The organism is Streptococcus plurextorum DSM 22810 (assembly GCF_000423745.1).
GTDB lineage: Bacteria > Bacillota > Bacilli > Lactobacillales > Streptococcaceae > Streptococcus > Streptococcus plurextorum.
This window is the reverse complement of the sequence record NZ_AUIO01000001.1, coordinates 384,678-401,990: the sequence shown is the minus strand read 5'-3', so window position 1 is coordinate 401,990 and position 17,313 is coordinate 384,678. Positions and strand designations below refer to the sequence as shown.

At 38.1% G+C, this 17,313-nt stretch carries 15 protein-coding genes, 1 tRNA gene and 2 rRNA genes; 16 read left to right on the top strand and 2 right to left on the bottom strand.

The window, feature by feature from the left end; translation table 11 throughout:
- The 4 genes from G575_RS0101955 to G575_RS10950 form a co-directional block, all read left to right on the top strand.
- Nucleotides 1–146: ribosomal RNA gene (locus tag G575_RS0101955) — 23S ribosomal RNA — on the top strand; the annotation flags it as partial.
- A gap of 80 nt (nucleotides 147–226) precedes the next feature.
- Nucleotides 227–342 (top strand): 5S ribosomal RNA (gene rrf / locus G575_RS0101950).
- 5 nt (nucleotides 343–347) lie between these two features.
- Nucleotides 348–420 (top strand) — tRNA-Asn (locus G575_RS0101945).
- Between the two features lie 138 nt (nucleotides 421–558).
- The gene (locus tag G575_RS10950; protein WP_051176875.1) at nucleotides 559–1,074 is read left to right on the top strand and encodes a sigma-70 RNA polymerase sigma factor region 4 domain-containing protein; all 516 of its coding nucleotides are present in this window, start codon (nucleotides 559–561) and stop codon (nucleotides 1,072–1,074) included.
- A 353-nt stretch (nucleotides 1,075–1,427) separates the two neighbouring features.
- On the opposite strand, the gene gdhA is transcribed toward G575_RS10950, so the two are convergent.
- Together gdhA and mscL are read right to left on the bottom strand one after the other, a co-directional pair.
- Nucleotides 1,428–2,777: an NADP-specific glutamate dehydrogenase gene (gene gdhA, locus G575_RS0101935; protein ID WP_027971243.1), complete on the bottom strand. Its 1,350-nt coding sequence runs from the start codon at nucleotides 2,775–2,777 to the stop codon at nucleotides 1,428–1,430.
- Between the two features lie 129 nt (nucleotides 2,778–2,906).
- The gene (gene mscL / locus G575_RS0101930) at nucleotides 2,907–3,287 is read right to left on the bottom strand and encodes a large conductance mechanosensitive channel protein MscL (RefSeq protein WP_027971242.1); all 381 of its coding nucleotides are present in this window, start codon (nucleotides 3,285–3,287) and stop codon (nucleotides 2,907–2,909) included.
- Nucleotides 3,288–3,446: 159 nt separating this feature from the next.
- On the opposite strand from mscL, the gene dnaG reads away from it, so the two are divergent.
- The 12 genes from dnaG to G575_RS0101870 all read left to right on the top strand — a co-directional run bounded on the left by dnaG (nucleotide 3,447) and on the right by G575_RS0101870 (nucleotide 17,274).
- Nucleotides 3,447–5,213, top strand: coding sequence for a DNA primase (dnaG, locus tag G575_RS0101925; RefSeq protein WP_027971241.1), 1,767 nt, complete (start codon nucleotides 3,447–3,449; stop codon nucleotides 5,211–5,213).
- A gap of 6 nt (nucleotides 5,214–5,219) precedes the next feature.
- Nucleotides 5,220–6,329, top strand: coding sequence for an RNA polymerase sigma factor RpoD (gene rpoD / locus G575_RS0101920; protein ID WP_027971240.1), 1,110 nt, complete (start codon nucleotides 5,220–5,222; stop codon nucleotides 6,327–6,329).
- Between the two features lie 39 nt (nucleotides 6,330–6,368).
- Nucleotides 6,369–6,704: a metal-sulfur cluster assembly factor gene (locus G575_RS0101915; RefSeq protein ID WP_027971239.1), complete on the top strand. Its 336-nt coding sequence runs from the start codon at nucleotides 6,369–6,371 to the stop codon at nucleotides 6,702–6,704.
- A gap of 41 nt (nucleotides 6,705–6,745) precedes the next feature.
- Nucleotides 6,746–7,600 carry a dTDP-4-dehydrorhamnose reductase gene (gene rfbD, locus G575_RS0101910; protein ID WP_027971238.1) on the top strand — a complete coding sequence of 285 codons (855 nt, stop codon included), beginning with the start codon at nucleotides 6,746–6,748 and terminating at the stop codon, nucleotides 7,598–7,600.
- 95 nt (nucleotides 7,601–7,695) lie between these two features.
- Nucleotides 7,696–8,850, top strand: a complete 1,155-nt coding sequence (gene cps2T, locus G575_RS0101905; RefSeq protein WP_027971237.1) for a beta 1-4 rhamnosyltransferase Cps2T — start codon at nucleotides 7,696–7,698, stop codon at nucleotides 8,848–8,850.
- Nucleotides 8,840–9,772 (top strand): glycosyltransferase family 2 protein, encoded by a 933-nt coding sequence (locus G575_RS0101900; RefSeq protein WP_027971236.1) that lies wholly within the window; start codon nucleotides 8,840–8,842, stop codon nucleotides 9,770–9,772. The genes cps2T and G575_RS0101900 overlap by 11 nt, the downstream gene beginning before the upstream one ends.
- The gene (locus G575_RS0101895; RefSeq protein ID WP_027971235.1) at nucleotides 9,773–10,579 is read left to right on the top strand and encodes an ABC transporter permease; all 807 of its coding nucleotides are present in this window, start codon (nucleotides 9,773–9,775) and stop codon (nucleotides 10,577–10,579) included.
- Nucleotides 10,579–11,775 carry an ABC transporter ATP-binding protein gene (locus tag G575_RS0101890; RefSeq protein ID WP_027971234.1) on the top strand — a complete coding sequence of 399 codons (1,197 nt, stop codon included), beginning with the start codon at nucleotides 10,579–10,581 and terminating at the stop codon, nucleotides 11,773–11,775. The genes G575_RS0101895 and G575_RS0101890 overlap by 1 nt, the downstream gene beginning before the upstream one ends.
- A gap of 53 nt (nucleotides 11,776–11,828) precedes the next feature.
- Entirely contained in the window at nucleotides 11,829–12,545 is a 717-nt protein-coding gene (locus tag G575_RS10945) for a rhamnan synthesis F family protein (RefSeq protein ID WP_169365886.1), read from the top strand.
- 14 nt (nucleotides 12,546–12,559) lie between these two features.
- Complete coding sequence (locus tag G575_RS10940) at nucleotides 12,560–14,734, top strand: rhamnan synthesis F family protein (protein ID WP_051176871.1); 2,175 nt, start codon at nucleotides 12,560–12,562, stop codon at nucleotides 14,732–14,734.
- On the top strand, nucleotides 14,721–16,016 hold the full coding sequence (locus tag G575_RS0101875) for a DUF2142 domain-containing protein (protein ID WP_027971233.1): 1,296 nt from the start codon (nucleotides 14,721–14,723) through the stop codon (nucleotides 16,014–16,016). The genes G575_RS10940 and G575_RS0101875 overlap by 14 nt, the downstream gene beginning before the upstream one ends.
- A gap of 7 nt (nucleotides 16,017–16,023) precedes the next feature.
- Nucleotides 16,024–17,274: a glycosyltransferase family 4 protein gene (locus G575_RS0101870; protein ID WP_027971232.1), complete on the top strand. Its 1,251-nt coding sequence runs from the start codon at nucleotides 16,024–16,026 to the stop codon at nucleotides 17,272–17,274.
- Nucleotides 17,275–17,313 lie beyond the last annotated feature (39 nt).

Sequence of the window (17,313 nt, the reverse complement as noted above, 5' to 3'; positions counted from 1 at the left end):
CTAAGTGCGAAGCCCCCCTCAAGATGAGATTTCCCATGATTTTATATCAGTAAGAGCCCTGAGAGAAGATCAGGTAGATAGGTTAGGAGTGGAAGCGTGGTGACATGTGAAGCGGACTAATACTAATAGCTCGAGGACTTATCCTAGAGAGTCGATATTGACAGCGTTAGAAATTTTTGTTAGACTATAGGTATTCAATTTTGGGTGGACAAAACCCAGAGAGAAGTTAAGTGACGATAGCCTAGGAGATACACCTGTACCCATGCCGAACACAGTAGTTAAGCCCTAGAACGCCGGAAGTAGTTGGGGGTTTCCCCCTGTGAGATAAGGAAGTTGCTTAGCTTTAATCCGCCATAGCTCAGTTGGTAGAGCGCATGACTGTTAATCATGATGTCACAGGTTCGAGCCCTGTTGGCGGAGTGTTGTGACCTTGTTTATCAAGGTTTTTTTATTTTTCAATGAGACAGTTAAGAACATGACATTAATGTCATGTTCTTTTGGTAGGAATTTGCGTAGAATGTATGTATCCCCAAATAATATTACTAAGGAGGTACTACATTGGAAACTGTAGGGAAAGAATTTATAGATATTTATAGGACGGTTAGGCCGATTATATTGAAGCTTCGTCAAGAGTATTTTATCAAGATGTGGGATTTGGATGATTGGGAACAGGAGGGGAGGATAGTTTTGTTTGAGCTGTTGCGTAAGGACTCGGAGCTAGTTTATGATACTAATCGTCTATGTGTATACTTTAAGACGAAGTTTTCTAATCGGGTCAAAGATGCTTTGAGGAAGCAAGAGAGTATTAAGCGAGGATTTGATCGTATGGCCTATGAGGAAGTTGGTGAGGTCGCACATTCTGTTTCGGATAAGGGGCTGAATTTGGCAGATTTGGTGGCATATGGAGAGGCTATGGAAAGTTTAGATAAGGAGTTGAGTGCGCAGGAGCGGGAGTGGGTGACCTATTTGATTAGTGGGGAATGCTTTAGGGGGAAGCGAGCTTTTCAGCGTAAGCTACGTGCTAAGATGGAGTCCATGGGGTGGAGCCCTCAGGATAGGTGGAATAGGACTTAGTGTGTGGTTCAAGAGAATAGTGAAGTTTATTGGTTGGGGCTTGAGGCGATGATAAAGCAATTACTAAGATGGTTTAGAGATATAATAGTTGAATGATTAAGTTTTGGATAATTGTATAAAATCAAGGCAATGAGAAAACACTTCTGTTTAACTACAATATAAACAGAAGTGTTTTTATCATTGAAAAATAGAAACCTAATCTTTTCAAAATCTTTAAAAGAAATGTGATTAAAAGTAATAAAAACTAAATAGCCGGTCCTCTGTTTAGTGCAGACAACGGGCTACTTAGTTTTTATCTTGTTTTATCAGAAGCTAATCTTTTTAATAAGATTATGCTTGGTTAAGAAATGATTTTAGACAATCCCTTGCGCGGACATTGCTTCTGCGACTTTTAGGAAGCCAGCGATATTCGCACCAAGAACGAGGTTGCCTTCTTGGCCGAACTCTTTTGCAGCCGCGGCAGCATTTTCATAGATACCTTTCATGATATCATAGAGTTTGCCATCCACTTCTTCAAATGTCCAGGCAGTGCGTCCACTGTTTTGGGCCATTTCAAGTGCTGAGACGGCAACACCTCCGGCATTAGCAGCTTTAGCAGGACCAAATGAAACACCAGCTTCTAAGAAGACATCAATGGCTTCAAGAGTTGATGGCATGTTTGCGCCTTCTGAAACTGCGATAACACCATTAGCAACAAGTGTTTTTGCCTGCTCTTCGTTGATTTCATTTTGGGTAGCACATGGGAAAGCAAGGTCTGCTTTAATGTCCCAAATTGAACCTTCTCCAACAGGAACAAATTTGGCATTTGGACGAGCGTTAGCATATTCAACGATACGTGCACGTTTGACTTCTTTGAGGTCTTTTAGGAGTTCGACATCGATGCCATCTGGATCGTAAACATAACCAGATGAGTCAGAACATGCAACAGCTTTAGCGCCTAGCTGGTGAAGTTTTTGGATGGCATAGATAGCAACATTTCCTGAGCCAGATACAAGAGCAACTTTTCCAGCAAAGTCTTCGCCACGTGCTTTGAGCATTTGTTCAGCAAAGTAGACAGCACCATAACCAGTTGCTTCGGTACGTGCAAGAGAGCCACCATAGACTAGTCCTTTGCCGGTCAAGACACCAGTATACTCGTTGCGAAGGCGTTTGTATTGTCCATAGAGGTAGCCGATTTCTCGTCCACCCACACCGATATCTCCTGCCGGAACATCAGTATCTGCACCAATATGCTTGCTAAGCTCTGTCATAAAGCTTTGGCAGAAGCGCATGATTTCATTGTCTGATTTACCTTTAGGATCAAAGTTTGACCCACCTTTACCTCCACCGATAGGTTGACCAGTTAGGGAGTTTTTGAAAATTTGCTCAAATCCAAGGAATTTGATGATAGACTGGTTAACTGATGGGTGAAAACGAAGACCACCTTTGTAAGGTCCGATGGCAGAAGAGAACTGCACGCGGAAACCGCGGTTTACTTGAACCTGTCCTTTATCGTCAACCCATGGCACACGGAATGAAATGATGCGTTCTGGTTCAACCAAACGCTCAAGGATATTTTCTTCGATGTATTTTGGGTATTTATCAAAAACTGGAATTAGTGACGTGAAGACCTCTTCTACAGCTTGTAAGAACTCCGCTTCATGTCCGTTCTGAGCCTTTACTTTTTCAAAAACGCTCTCAACATATGCTTTACCTGTTGTCATGTATTGTCCTCCATGGGTTTAAAAATTGTGTACTCTCAATATTATAAATATTCAGAAAATTTTGTCAAGTGTTTTACTTATATTTTTATTAAGAAAACACCTCCATGACTATGGAGATGTTTAACAGGATTATTTTTTAAGAAGATCACGAATCTCTGTAAGAAGTTCTTCTTGAGTTGGACCAGCAGGAGCTGCTTCTTCAACAAGCTCTTCAGCTTTTTTAAGGTTTTGTGCTTTCTCAGCAGCTTTTACAATGAAGAAGAGAACGGTACCAATAATCAAGAATTGAATAATCGAGCTCAAGAAGCTACCATATTTAACACCGTTCCAAGATAACTCAGCAATATTTTCTGCACCAGCAGCTTTCAAAGCAGGTGTCAAGAACAATGGTGTGATAACATCAGCCACCAATGAATCGATGATAGCTTTGAAGGCAGCACCGATGATAACAGCAACAGCAAGGTCAACAACGTTGCCGCGGAACAAAAAGTTTTTTAAATCTTTAATCATTAGATTTTAGATTCCTTTCTAAATTTTTAATACTTCATAAGTATATATAAAAATGATGAGAATGGCAACGATAATGCTTGGCTTTTTTCATTTACAGTAGTTTGATTTATGGTATAATGAGTATAATGCTAAAATGGGGATTTTTGTGGAGGTGAGGGCTTGGCTATTAGCAAAGAACAAATTGCAGACATTAAAAGTTCTGTTAATATTGTCGATGTGATTGGCGAAGTGGTTTCGCTCACAAAAGCAGGGCGTCATTTTTTGGGGCTTTGCCCTTTTCATAAAGAAAAAACTCCTTCTTTTAATGTTATTGAAGACAAGCAGTTTTTTCACTGTTTTGGCTGTGGAAAATCGGGCGATGTTTTTAAATTTTTAGAAGAGTATCGTCAGATTACCTTTATGGAAAGTGTGCAAATTTTGGCTGAACGCTCAAATATTGCCTTGCCCATCAGTCAACCATTACAGAGTAATCAGCAAAATAATCCCTATCAGGAACTTTATGCCCTTAATTCAGATGCAGCAAAGTTCTATCATGCTGTGTTAACGACGACTCAACAAGGACAGGCGGCAAAGGCATATCTTTATAGTCGTGGGTTGACGGATGAGTTGATTGACTATTTCAATATCGGACTTGCACCTGATGAAGCTGACTTTCTTTATCAAGCAATGTCTAAGAAATATAGTGAAAACACACTGGTTCAGGTGGGACTTTTTAATTTATCAGAGTCAAATCAGGTTTTTGATGCCTTTCGTAATCGGATTATGTTTCCACTGACAGATGATAAGGGACGGATTTTGGGATTTTCTGGCCGTATTTGGACGGAATCGGATCAAAAAAGTCAGCAAGCTAAATACAAAAATACGCGTTCGACGCTCATATTTAATAAATCTTACGAATTATATCATTTGGATAGGGCAAAAGCAGTTGCTAAAAAAACACAAGAGCTTTATCTGATGGAAGGCTTTATGGACGTCATAGCTGCTTATCGGTCTGGAGTGACCAATGCAGTGGCATCTATGGGAACAGCTTTGACACCTGAACATGTCAGTCATCTCAAGCAATACACTAAAAAGCTTGTCTTGACATACGATGGCGACAAGGCTGGTCAAAATGCTATTGCCAAGTCTTTAGAACTTCTGAAAGGGATACCTGTTGATATTGTGCGTATGCCAAATCAAATGGACCCAGATGAGTTTTTACAGTCGCACTCAGAAGAAGAACTGTTCCAGCTGTTAACGCAATCTCGATTGTCAGCGACCGAGTTTTGGATATATTATCTGAAGCCTGAAAATACCGATAATCTACAGTCTCAGATTACCTATGTGGAAAAAATAGCACAATTGATTGCTCAAGTTCCATCCATCACGGCTCAAAACACTTATATCAATCTCGTTGCGGATTTTTTGCCTGATTTTGATTATAGACAGGTCGAACAGGCAGTGGATAATTACCGTGTCGCAAATCGTCAGAAACGTAGCGGTCAAAATCAGCAACCAATAGCCGTTTTACCAGTAAGTAAAGCCTTGTCAGCTCTTGCTAAGGCTGAGAGTCAGCTTTTTCATCGCCTGATGCACCATCCCTATTTGCTTAATGAGTTTCGAAATCGCGATTTTTCATTTAAGACACCAGAACTGCAAACTCTCTTTGAGATTTTAAAGAATTCAGGTGAGATTAGTAGTGCAGATTTGGCTCAGTTATCAGATATGGAAAATTTAGCCTATTATCAGGTTTTGGAAGAACAACTACCTCCCACCGTTGCAGATGGCGAAATCGCACAGATTGAAGCTCGCATTAACCGTATTTTACAAGAACAGCAACTAGTGCAGAAGGCAAAAGTTATCCGAGAGTCTAGCAGTCATGGTGATATGGATCATGCCCTCGAAGAGTTAGAAGCTCTCATTGCTCAAAAAAGAAAGTTGGAATAAGAAGATATGTCAACAAAAAACACAAATACTACTTTTAACGTCCAAGTCGCAGATTTCATCCGTCACCATAAGAAAGATGGAACCGCTATTGATGACCATGTGACAGAGAAACTCGTGATTCCATTTGCTTTAGATGCAGATCAGATTGACGATCTCTTGGAGCGCTTGACAGACGGCGGGATTTCAATCACGGATAAAGAGGGAAATCCATCAACCAAATATGTGGTGGAAGAGATTAAGCCAGAAGAACTGAGTGATGAGGAATTGCTCGGGTCGAATTCGGCTAAAGTTAATGACCCAGTTCGGATGTACCTCAAAGAGATTGGGGTCGTGCCTCTGCTCACTAATGACGAAGAAAAAGAGTTAGCCGTTGCAGCAGCAACAGGAGACCTTATGGCGAAACAACGTTTGGCTGAGGCAAACCTCCGTTTAGTGGTTTCTATTGCAAAGCGCTATGTAGGACGTGGCATGCAATTCCTTGACCTGATTCAAGAAGGTAATATGGGATTGATGAAAGCTGTCGATAAATTTGATTATGAAAAGGGATTTAAGTTTTCAACCTATGCGACGTGGTGGATTCGTCAAGCTATTACACGAGCTATCGCAGACCAGGCTCGGACCATCCGTATTCCGGTTCACATGGTTGAGACCATCAATAAATTAGTTCGTGAACAGCGTAACCTGCTACAAGAACTTGGTCAAGATCCTACACCAGAACAAATTGCTGAGCGTATGGACATGACACCTGATAAGGTTCGTGAAATTCTTAAAATTGCTCAAGAACCTGTTTCTCTTGAGACCCCAATCGGTGAAGAAGATGATAGCCACCTCGGTGATTTCATTGAAGATGAAGTTATTGAGAATCCTGTTGATTACACAACACGTATTGTACTTCGTGAACAACTAGATGAGGTTCTTGATACATTGACTGATCGTGAGGAGAATGTCTTACGGCTTCGTTTTGGTCTTGATGATGGGAAAATGCGAACCTTGGAAGATGTGGGCAAGGTATTCAACGTCACGCGTGAACGTATTCGTCAAATTGAAGCTAAGGCCTTGCGTAAATTACGCCACCCAAGCCGTAGCAAACAATTAAAAGATTTCATGGATGAATAATCTCCCTGAAAGACTTAAGTTTAGAGAAGAGGAAAGACAATGTCAAAAACAGCTTATACAGATGCTGAAATTTTAGCGATTAAAGATCGCATTCTTCAAGCTTTGGAAGAGGTCATTGATCCAGAATTAGGAATTGATATTGTTAATCTTGGATTGATTTACGAGATTCGTTTCGAGCAGGATGGTTCGACAGAGATTGATCTGACGTTGACAACCATAGGGTGCCCTTTGGCAGATTTAATCACCGACCAGATTCACGATGCTGTTAAGTTAATCAGTGAAGTCACAAAACTTGAGGTGAAATTGGTGTGGTATCCTGCATGGACCACTGAGCGCATGAGCCGTTATGCTCGTATTGCATTAGGTGTGCGATAAATTTAGCGATGATGTCGTCATCATACAGAAAGGAAAAAGAAATGATTTTAATAACAGGCGCTAATGGACAATTAGGGACAGAACTTCGCTATTTGCTTGATGAAAGACAAGAAGACTATGTCGCTGTTGATGTGGCAGAAATGGACATTACAGATAGTGCAAAGGTAGAGGCTATTTTTTCAGAAGTAAAACCGACTTTAGTTTATCATTGTGCAGCATATACAGCTGTTGATGCAGCTGAGGACGAAGGTCAAGAGCTTAATTATGCAATCAATGTTATAGGTTCAGAAAATGTAGCCAAGGCATGTGCTAAGTACGATGCGACTCTTGTTTACATTTCAACGGATTATGTTTTTGATGGGGAAAAACCAGTTGGTCAAGAATGGGAAGTGGACGATCAACCGGATCCGAAAACGGAATACGGTCGTACAAAACGTTTGGGTGAACTTGCTGTAGAGACTTATGCTCCTAAATTCTATACCATTCGTACGGCGTGGGTCTTTGGTCATTATGGCAAAAATTTTGTCTTTACTATGCAAAATTTAGCCAAACAGCATCCTCGTTTGACAGTCGTTAATGATCAACACGGTCGTCCGACTTGGACGCGTACCCTTGCTGAGTTTATGACTTATTTAGCGGAGAACCAGAAAGATTTTGGCTACTATCATTTGTCTAATGACGCTAAAGAAGATACGACTTGGTATGACTTTGCTAAGGAAATCTTGAAAGATACCGATGTTGAAGTAGTGCCAGTTGATTCGAGTCAATTTCCAGCTAAGGCTAAACGCCCTCTTAACTCAACGATGAGCCTTGCAAAAGCTAAGGCGACAGGTTTTGTGATCCCAACTTGGCAAGAGGCGCTTAAAGCGTTTTATCAACAAGAAGTGAAGAAATAAGCTATTGGAACGAGTCGTAGAGGCTCGTTTTTTTCTGTAAAGTCTAGTGAAAATATGGTATAATGTTTTGATTATAGTTTTGAAAGACGGAGATTATGACGGACGTTTTTATTATTGGTAGTCGGGGCTTACCAGCAAAATACGGTGGTTTTGAAACCTTCGTCGAAGAACTGGTTAAGCATCAAAAGGATTCACAGATCACCTATCATGTGGCATGTTTGAGTAATGAAGAACATGGCAGCTCTTTTGAATTTATGGGAGCAAAGTGTTTTACGATAAAACCACCTAAACTAGGACCCGCTAGAGTGATTGCCTACGACATGATGGCAATCAATTATGCCCTTGATCTTATCAAAACATCAGAAATCAAAAATCCTGTCTTTTATATTTTAGGGAATACGATAGGTTCTTTCATTGCCCCTTTTGCTAAAAAAATCAGAGCTGTTGGGGGAAAACTGTATGTTAACCCGGATGGTTTAGAGTGGAAACGATCTAAGTGGTCCAAGCCTGTTCAGATTTACCTCAAATATTCCGAAAAAGTCATGAGTAAACAGGCAGATTTGCTGATTTCTGATAATATGGGAATTGATTCTTACCTTAAAAGTTCCTATCCTTGGGTGAAGACGCGCCATATCGCTTATGGAACAGAGCTATCTCCGTCAGACCTTGATGCAGATCATCCTCTCGTTCGTGCTTTCTTTGACAAATGGCAGAGCAAGGAAAAGGATTATTTTCTAATCGTTGGTCGCTTTGTACCTGAAAATAATTACGAGCATATCATTCGTGAATTTATGGCGGCAGATACCAAACGTGATTTACTAATTATCTGTAATCATGAGGGAAATCCTTACTTTGATAAGCTTAAAGCCTTGACACATTTTGACAAAGATAAACGCATTAAGTTTGTTGGTACCGTCTATGATAGAGAACTGTTGGCATATCTTCGAGAGCAAGCTTTTGCTTATTTACATGGTCATGAGGTTGGTGGGACTAACCCAGGTCTCCTTGAAGCACTTGCTCATACAAATCTCAATATGATTTTGGATGTTACCTTTAATCGGGAGGTTGCGAAAGATACAGCTTATTACTGGTCAAAGGAAGAAGGGCTTCTTAAATCCTTACTTGAGCGAACGTGGTTGTCTGAAGAAATAGCATCTTTAGGCCAAGCAGCTAAAAATCACATGAGGGCAAATTACACCTGGGAGACGATTGTAGGACAATACGAGGAGTTGTTTTTAGATGAAAGTTAATATCTTGATGGCTACCTACAATGGGGAAGCCTATTTGGCAGAGCAGATTGAGAGCATCCAAAAACAATCTTTTACAGAGTGGGAGCTTTTGATTCGTGATGATTGTTCGAAAGATAGAACCATCGAAATCATCACAGATTTTGCCCAAAAAGATAGTCGGATTAAACTTATCAATCCAGGACAAGCAGAGAACTATGGGGTTATCAAATCTTTCTATACTTTGGTCAAACATAGCACAGCAGATTATTATTTTTTTAGCGACCAAGATGATATTTGGTTACCAGACAAGCTAGCTCTGACATTGGAAGAAGCCAAAAAACATGACCAGTCGCAACCTCTCATGGTTTATACGGATTTAAAGGTTGTGGATCAAAACCTTAACCTCATCACAGATAGTATGATTCGTAGCCAATCGCATCATGCCAATACTGAACTACGGCAGGAATTAACAGAAAATACCGTGACCGGTGGAACAAGCCTGATAAATCATGCCCTAGCTCAGCGGTGGACGGTCACAGAAGGGCTTCTGATGCATGATTGGTATTTAGCACTAATGGCATCAGCCTTGGGAAAACTAGTCTATATTGACCAGGCGACAGAACTCTACCGTCAGCACGATAATAATGTTCTAGGAGCTAGAACTTGGTCTAAGCTGATTAAAATGTTAATCCCCCCGACAAGTCTTGTAACAAAGTATTGGAGATTAATTTTAACGAGTCAGAATCAGGCGAAGTTTCTATTGAGGGAGACTTTGAAACCGGAGGATAGAGATTTGTTAGAATCGTTTGTTACAATTTTACAAGTTCCAATACTTGAACGAATCTCAAGGCTAAGAAAATATCGATTAGCCAAAAATCGCTGGTTTCACACTTTAGTATTTACCAGTTTGATTATTACAAAATTTGGCTATAGGAGTAAGTAAATGAAGTTATTAAGTAAGGAAAACCAGATTCTTCTGCGTGAGATGGTAAAAACGGATTTCAAACTGAGGTATCAGGGAAGTTTGATTGGGCACTTATGGTCAATTTTAAAGCCATTGTTGCTATTTACTATTATGTATCTAGTATTTGTGAAGTTTTTACGTTTTGATGATGGCACTCCGCATTATGCCGTAGGTTTATTGCTAGGGATGGTGACGTGGAACTTTTTCGCCGAAGCAACTAATATGGGGATGGCAGCTGTTGTTTCTCGTGGTGATTTATTGAGAAAGCTGAATTTTCCAAAAGAAATTGTGATTTATTCTTCTGTTTTAGGAGCATCAATTAACTATGCTATCAATCTATTAGTTGTTTTTCTTTTTGCTTTGGTTAACGGTATTGCATTTTCATGGAAATTTTTAATTATAATCCCGCTTTTTGCTGAAATTGTATTACTTTCAATGGGTATCGCATTTATTTTATCAACATTATTTGTAAGATACAGGGATATTGGACCTGTTTGGGAAGTTTTTTTACAAGCTGGGATGTATGCGACACCAATTATTTATTCTTTGAACTTTATTATTAAGAGTGGGCAGATTGGCATTGCAAAAATTATGATTTTGAGTCCATTAGCACAGATTATTCAAGATTTAAGGCATTTTATTGTCTATTCAGGGAATACGACCGTCCGTGACCTTATTTCCAATCCATTAATCGCAATAATTCCTTACTTCTTGCCTATTGTCATATTTTATATAGGCTATGTTTTCTTTAACAAGCATTCTAAAAGATTTGCGGAGATATTATAATGGCAGATAAAAAAACAGTTGTTAATGTTGAACATATTAGCAAATATTTCAAACTCCCTACAGAGAGTACGCAAAGTTTAAGAACTACATTAGTTAATCGTTTCAAAGGGATAAAAGGCTATAAGGAGCAACATGTTTTAAAAGATATTTCTTTTGAAGTTAAGGAAGGAGATTTTTTTGGAATACTTGGTCGTAACGGTTCAGGAAAATCAACTCTTCTCAAAATCATTTCACAGATTTATGTTCCAGAAAAAGGCTCAGTTACCGTCAATGGAAAACTGGTTTCCTTTATTGAACTTGGTGTGGGCTTTAACCCAGAATTGACAGGACGAGAAAATGTCTATCTTAATGGTGCCATGCTTGGGTTTACTACTCAAGAAATTGATGCTATGTATGATGATATTGTTGACTTTGCTGAGCTCCATGAGTTTATGAATCAAAAACTCAAAAATTACTCAAGCGGTATGCAGGTTCGCCTGGCCTTTTCGGTTGCTATAAAAGCCCAAGGAGATATTCTAGTCTTAGATGAGGTCTTAGCTGTCGGAGATGAGGCTTTTCAACGTAAGTGTAATGACTATTTTATCGAGCGTAAAAATTCTGGAAAAACCACTATTCTTGTGACTCATGACATGAATGCTGTAAAAAAATACTGTAATCGCGCGGTCTTGATTGAAAATGGCTTGGTAAAAGCCTATGGTGAGGCAGATGAGGTGGCTAATCTATATAGTTTTGATAATGCTAACCAAGTTAAAAGTTCAGATGGTTATATTATTGAACAAACACCGGTTAAAAACCTTAAGGTTGACTTACTGTCTCCTAATCAGATTGAGCCTGGGGACGAGATTCATTTTGAGATTTCTTATGATGTTGTGACAGATGTTGAAGCCTATGTGCTATTTTCGTTAACAGATATTGATCGAAATATTTGGGTGTATAGTGATAATAGTATTTTCCTTCCCCCTTCAGGAATTGGTAAGAAAAAATTGGCTTATCGTTTATCTCTAGAAAATTGCAACACGATGAAATTAAAATTAGAAGTGTCAGTTAGAGATAAACATGACAGAGTATTGGCATACAGTGATGTTAAGAATACCCATATGGTATTCCAACAACAGCGTTGCTATTCTGATAGGTCAGAAGAATTGTCTGCATTAGGACTCGTCAAACGATCAGGAACATGGAAAAGTAGAGAATGAATCGGCTATTAATTTACGTGCATTATAATTCAAAGGATAGTGTCTCTTCCTATGTGTTTTATCAGTTGAAGCAGATGAGGCCGTTTTTCTCAAGAGTCATTTTTTTAACAAATAGTTTTGTTGATCAGGAGACACAGGATAAGCTAACAAACGCTCAGCTGATTACTGATTTTATTCAGAGAAAAAATCAAGGATATGATTTTTTGGCTTGGAAGGAAGGGTTGTATTTTGTTTCAGAAGAGGAGTTGTTGGCGTTTGATTCTCTCGTTCTGATGAATGATACCTGCTTTGGTCCACTTTGGGATATGACAGCCTATTTTGAAAAATATGACTTGGCCCCATCTGTTGATTTTTGGGGGATAACGAATCATAGGAGAACAATATCTTTCCCTGAACATATTCAGAGCTATTTTCTATGTTTTAAGAAGAAGGTGTTTTTATCAGAGACATTCAGGGCTTTTTGGGAGAAGGTGGAAGCTCTTACGGATGTTTTAGAGGTAATTCTTAGCTATGAAACACAGCTGACTAAAGAGTTAGTTCAAGCAGGCTTTGATTATCAAGTGATTTTTAATAGTAAATGGAGATTCACAAAATACTGGCGATCCCCAGATTTTACCTATTATGAACCGCAAAAAATGTTAAATGCGAATGTGCCGTTTATTAAGGTTAAAGCCTTTAAGTCTGGGTTAGTCGACAAGAATATTTTATTAGATATGATTGAGAGGGATTCTGATTATCCGATTCAATTGATTAAAGATAATTTGGAATAAGATAGTGATAAGTAATGGATAATAAAGATTTACAAAAAGAATATGAAACTCTAACTCGCAAGTATCAGCTATTAGAGGAAGATTATCAGTGGCTTTTGGAGCAGCATAAGGCTGTAGAAAATTCTTTATCTTTTAAACTTGGAAATAGCATTGTGCATACGTTGAAATCTCCAATTTTTCTATTGAGAAATCCTGCGATTCTAAAAAGACGATTCAAATCGTTATTAAAAAGAATAAGCAGAATTTCCATTAATCCAAAGTATATATACCTAAAGGCTAAGCGGACTCTACAAAGACCTAGGCTTTCTGGAAAGAACATTAATAGGACGTTAATCTATGTGATTTACGGCTCTGATGAACAGATAGCACCCTATAAAATCCGTTTTTTAGAGTCCTTATTACCACTAATGTCTCACGTTATTACGGTTGTCAATGGTACACTCTCTCAAAAAGACATGGCAAATTTATCGATGCTAGGCGAAGTTATTCTAAGAGAGAATAAAGGGTACGATGTGGCGGCTTTTAGGGAAGGGATTCTTTCAATTAAGAAAGAAGATATTGAGCAGATTGATGAGTTAGTCTTAGTTAATGACACCAACATAGGTCCATTTGCTGACTGGTCAACCGTATTTTCAAAAATGGAGAAAAAACGACTTGACTTTTGGGGAATCTCATTTGGAGAATACCAAGAGGATCTAACAAAATATAATCCTTACGGTTACATTCCAAAACATTTGCAGTCCTACTTTATGGTAATCAATAAAGGACTCTTGAAGGAGCCATTATTTAGAGAGTATTGGGAAAATCTAACAGATACCAACTCTAGAGACAAAGCTATTGGAAAACATGAAACATATTTTACGAAGTATTTTCAAGATTTAGGCTATAGAGCAGGAGCCTTATTAACAGATACCAAAGATAGTGCGATGTATCTATATCCCCTTAAATTACTTAAACAAGGAAGTCCTCTTATCAAATATTCAGCATTAGCAAATTATGATGAAGAGCAACTACTTTGGCATGGCTTGGATAGAAAAAGTGAAATCCCTAAACTAATAAAATATATTGAAAGTAATACAGACTATCCAGTTGAGATTATCCATGCCATTATAGAGCAGTTTAAGGATATGGGCAAAGAGCAGTATATTTTGATTATTGATGGTGTCGAGGATCAAATTCCACAATGTACAAGATATCGTGTAACCAATAAGGCAGAACAGCTCAGAAGTTTTGGATTTGATGTCAGAATTATCAATCACTCGGATTTTCAGATTTCAGAAGCTAAATATGCTAGCCATGTTATCATATATAGGGCTCCTTATTCTGATCAGTTAAAACTTTTGAGAGATCTTTGTATAAAAAGTGGCAAGAAATTGCTCTTTGATATTGATGACTTGGTATTTGACACAGTCTACACTGATCAACTAACTTATACTAAAACACTTTCAGTAAGTCAAAAGTCTGCCTATGATGCAAGCGTTAATAACTATGGAAAAATGTTAGCGCTATGTGATGTGGGTATTGCATCCACTACCATGTTGAAGCAAGAAATGAAGCATTATCTTCCTAAAGTTTTGTTGAATCGCAATTTGGTATCGAAGGAATTGTTCGAAGTTAGTCGCTTACATGTTAAGGATTACACTGAAGCCTCTACAATCGTGAAAATAGGCTATTTTTCAGGCTCTATTGCTCATAATGAAAATTTTGAGTTGATAAAGCCTGCAATCGTAGATATCATGAAAAAATATCCTAATGTTGAGCTTCATATTGTGGGGCATCTAGATCTTCCATCAGAGTTATTGGTTTTCTCCAATCGCATTATCAATCATCCATATGTAGATTGGAAAAAGTTACCTGAATTGATTGCTAGTGTAGATATTAACTTGGCCCCGCTGGTTTCGTCCATATTTAATAATGCCAAGTCTAATATTAAATTCTTAGAAGCTTCTTTAGTGAAAGTGCCCACAATTGCGAGTCGAGTAGGCGATTTTGCTGAATATATCATTGATGGGGAAACAGGGGTACTAGTTTCTGATTCTGAATGGTTTGTGAAGTTGGAGATGCTTGTAGCAAGTAGTGACATGCGACAAAACTTAGCTAGTCAAGCATATGAAAATGTACTTGCCAACCACATGATAGATGGTAATGAAGATGAGTTAGTGAGGTATTTGTTAAATGATAAAATTTAGAAATATGAGAATTGAGACGGTATATTTATTACTGAGCTTCATTTTCATAGGCGCTTCAATCATCTTGATGCCAATAAATGCTGTTCCAGATGAGATGAACCATGCGCGAATGTCATGGGGATTATTATTTCATGAGGATTACGGAATGGATTGGTTTAATGCTGCTCCTAATACAACTTTTCACGATTTATCCTTATTTCAGACTAAAGTGGACTTGTCTAGGGAAGTCTTTTCACCACATATAAAACTAAGCATGCTAGGGCATTTACCGCAATTATTGGGAATGCTATTAGGAATGTTAGTATCGAACACGGTTGGAGTCATGGTTATCGGGGGACGCATCGTCAATGCTTTAGTGTATATTTTTGGCATGCATGCGATTATTAAACGCGTTAAGTCCGGTAAAGAGGTTATATTTTTCATTTCCCTGTTACCCATTATGGTTCAACAGGCGGGTTCGCTCTCCTATGATGTCATGAACTTTTTGACCATTATGGTGTTCTTTCACCATTTTATCAATTTGATACATGGACGTTATTTTGGTTGGAGGGAACTTTTTAAGACAGCGATGATTCTGTTATTTATCATCGCAGGGGGTAAGAAGAATAATTTACTGTTATTGGGATTGCTTCCTTTTATTGATTTTGATTTCATACTGACTGATGGACTCACCAAGTGGGCTAAAGCTTCTCGGACTTTCTTTAAAAAGCATCGTATGACGATTATTTTGACGAGTATTGCATTGGGGATTTTAGCTATGTTAGCAATAATTTTCGTGCTAAACGTCGATGTTGTAAAATATGCTCGCGTTTTAATCAATACCTTATTCCGAAATGGTAAAAATGGACATCTCAATACGATTTTAACTATCGGAATGTTTGGTTATATTGGAAATTTTGAAGAACAATTACCACTTTGGTTGATTTACATCGATATCGTCTTTTTAACATTGTTATTCATTGAAGACTCTAAGATGTTCTTTAGTAGAAAAATTGGTTTTATATCGGGCTTGGTATTCCCAGTACAAGTGTTAATTGTTGTCATGGGGATGTATCTTGCGTGGACGCCAATCGTCTTAGGAGATGGAGCCGATATTTCGGTTGGAGCGCAGGGACGTTATTTTACACCTTTTCTTATATTCTTTTATCCATTGATGCAATCTTTCAGGGATAAGCTAGGAACAGTTTATAATTCTGAGGTTTTAAGAAGGAGTATGTACTTGCTATTGACTATAAATTTTGTAATCAGTGGAATATTGACATATATTGCTTATATAGGGTAGTTTGTTTATGAAAAAAATACTATTTGTTTCCCCTACTGGGACCTTAGATAATGGTGCAGAAATATCAATTTTTTATTTCATGGAGTTTCTGATAGCAAAAGGATATCAGGTCTATAATGTTGTTCCACAGTACCATCATCCGGATCAGCACGTTTATTTAGAAAAACAAGTGGCAGCTGGTATTGACGTGAGATTTTTGCCATCAATTAAGTGGTGGTGGGAAGAAGCTCCAGGAGGTTTTGGCCTTTCCTCTGAGAATATTAGACAAGGTCATTTGGCTAATATCCGTGAAATACGGAAATTGATTAAAGAGGAAAAAATTGATATTCTCATTACTAATACTGTCAATATGCCTCAAGGTTTGATCGCTGCTTCATTTGAAAATATCCCTCATATTCAATTAATTCATGAATTTCCGAATAACGAATTCGCTTACTATGAAGATAAACTAGATTTTATTTTAACCCAATCTGATAGAGTGTTTAGTGTTGTCGGTTCACTCCATAACACATTATCAGAAAAGTGCCCAAATGTTGATATTGGTACATTCATCCCCTATACGCAATTGAAATCCAGTCAGTTGACAAAAGGAAATAGGATGAGATTAGTATCTGTTGGGAGATTGAACGAGAGAAAAAATCAATTAGAATTGCTAAGAGCCTTTAGACAGATACAGGATGATTCTTTAGAGTTGGTTTTTATTGGTGGTTGGGACGAATCTTACAAACGGAAATGCGATCGCTATATTTCTGAAAATCAAATTAAAAATGTTACTTTTACAGGACATGTAGACGATCCGTGGGAACAAGTTACAGATAGAGATATTTGTGTATTTTCTTCAGCAATGGAAACCTTCGGATTGGTTTATGTAGAGGCAATCCTAAATGGCGTTCCAACAATACTATCAGATAATCCCGGGCATTTGTCAGCTTACCATTTATTCGAAGAGGGGCAACTTTATAAGTGTGGAAATATTCCTGAGTTGATAAGAGCCATTGAGAATACTAGGGAAAATTTTGAAACCCATCAAACAAAAAGTATCGCCAAGAAAGACTTGGCTGCTACAATATATTCCCTAGAAAATGCCTATAAAGATGTGATAGAGGGTATCGAAAAAGGTGAGTTTACGCCTAAAAATACCCGTCACTTTGCAAATTTTATACCTAACGAAAAGGAAGCTTCTAGTTTGAATAAACAACACTACATTCTAACCACTATTTGGCATAAAATAAAAAATAAACTCAAAAAGGTATTTTAGCTAGTGTATTTTTTGTAACAAAAAGGTGATATTGGGTTA